This window comes from Bacillus sp. MYb78 (genome assembly GCF_002975115.1).
In the GTDB taxonomy this organism is placed as follows: domain Bacteria; phylum Bacillota; class Bacilli; order Bacillales; family Bacillaceae_G; genus Bacillus_A; species Bacillus_A cereus.
Genome location: NZ_PCOB01000072.1, coordinates 1 through 1,673 on the forward strand (window position 1 = coordinate 1; position 1,673 = coordinate 1,673).

Genomic DNA, 1,673 nt, shown 5'->3' on the forward strand with positions numbered 1-1,673 from the left:
CAGATCTATCAGTAGGAAAATACAAATTAGTAGAGACGAAGAGCTTACCAGGTTACAAAAAATTAACAGAACCAGTATCATTCGAAATCAAAAAAGGTATGACGAAAGTTTTATCATTGAAAGTAGAGAATGAACAGTTAGATAAAGGTTCAGTAGAAATTACAAAAGTGGACAAAGAAAGTGGCGCAGTATTAGCGGGCGTAACATTCGAAGTGCAAGATGAAAAAGATAAAGTAGTAACAAAAGTAAAGACAGATAAAGAAGGAAAAGCAAACGTTTCCGATTTATCAGTAGGGAAATATAAGCTAGTAGAGGTAGAAAGCTTACCAGGATATAAAAAATTAGCAAAACCAGTATCGTTTGAAATTAAAAAAGGCATGACAGAAGTCTTATCACTAAAAGTAGAGAATGAACAGTTAGATAAAGGTTCAGTAGAAATTACAAAAGTGGACAAAGACAGCCAGAAGGCATTAGAAGGCGTAACATTCGAAGTGCAAGATGAAAAAGGCAAAGTAGTAACGAAAGTAACAACAGATAAAGAAGGAAAAGTAAAAATTTCAGATCTATCTGTAGGAAGTTACAAACTAGTAGAAGTAGAGAATTTACCAGGCTACAAAAAATTAACAGAGCCAGTATCATTCGAAATTAAAAAGGGTATGACAGAAGTCTTATCATTAAAAGTAGAGAATGAACAGTTAGACAAAGGTTCAGTAGAAATCACAAAAGTAGATAAAGATAGTCAAAAAGTATTAGAAGGCGTAGTCTTCGAAGTACAAGATGAGCAAGGCAAAGTAGTAACGGAAGTAAAAACAGATAAAAATGGTAAAGCAAAAATCTCAGACTTATCTGTAGGAAAGTACAAATTAGTAGAGAAAGAAAGCTTACCAGGTTACAAAAAATTAACAGAACCAGTATCGTTTGAAATCAAAAAAGGAATGACAGAAGTTCTATCATTAAAAATAGAAAATGAAATGGTAGATACGGGAAATGTAGAAATTACAAAAATAGATAAAGATAATAAGGCACCGTTAGCAGGTGTAGTCTTTGAAGTTCAAGACGACAAAGGCAAGGTAGTAACGAAAGTAACGACAGATAAAGCTGGAAAAGCAACAGTTTCAGATTTATCAGTAGGAAAGTACAAGCTAGTAGAAGTAGATAGTTTACCAGGCTACAAAAAATTAGAAAAGCCTGTACCATTTGAAATTAAAAAAGGTATGACAAAATCTTTAACGTTCACTGTAGAAAATGAAATGGTAGATACGGGGAATGTAGAAATCACAAAAATAGATAAAGACAGTAAAGCTCGATTAGAAAATGTTGTATTTGAAGTACGTGACTCAAAAGGAAAAGTAGTTGCAAAAGTAACAACGGATAAAGAAGGAAAAGCAAACGTTTCAGATTTATCTATTGGAAAGTATGAGTTAGTAGAAGTAGAAACACCGGCAGGATACAAGCCACTAGAAAAGCCAGTTTCATTCGAAATTGAAAAAGGTAGAGTTACAGCATTACAATTGACTGTAGAAAATGAATTAGTGGATACAGGAAATATAGAAATTACAAAAGTAGATAAAGAAAATAAAGATGCTTTAGCTGATGCAGTCTTTGAAATTCAAGATGCAGCAGGACAAGTAGTCGCTAAAATAACGACAGATAAAAAAGGACAAGCACAAGTT

Annotated in this window: 1 protein-coding gene; it reads left to right on the forward strand. The window is 33.0% G+C overall.

Annotation, left to right across the window (positions count from 1 at the left end; translation table 11 throughout):
• Nucleotides 1–1,673 (forward strand): SpaA isopeptide-forming pilin-related protein (locus CQ064_RS33050; protein ID WP_258166720.1); only part of this gene is annotated, 1,673 nt, incomplete at both ends.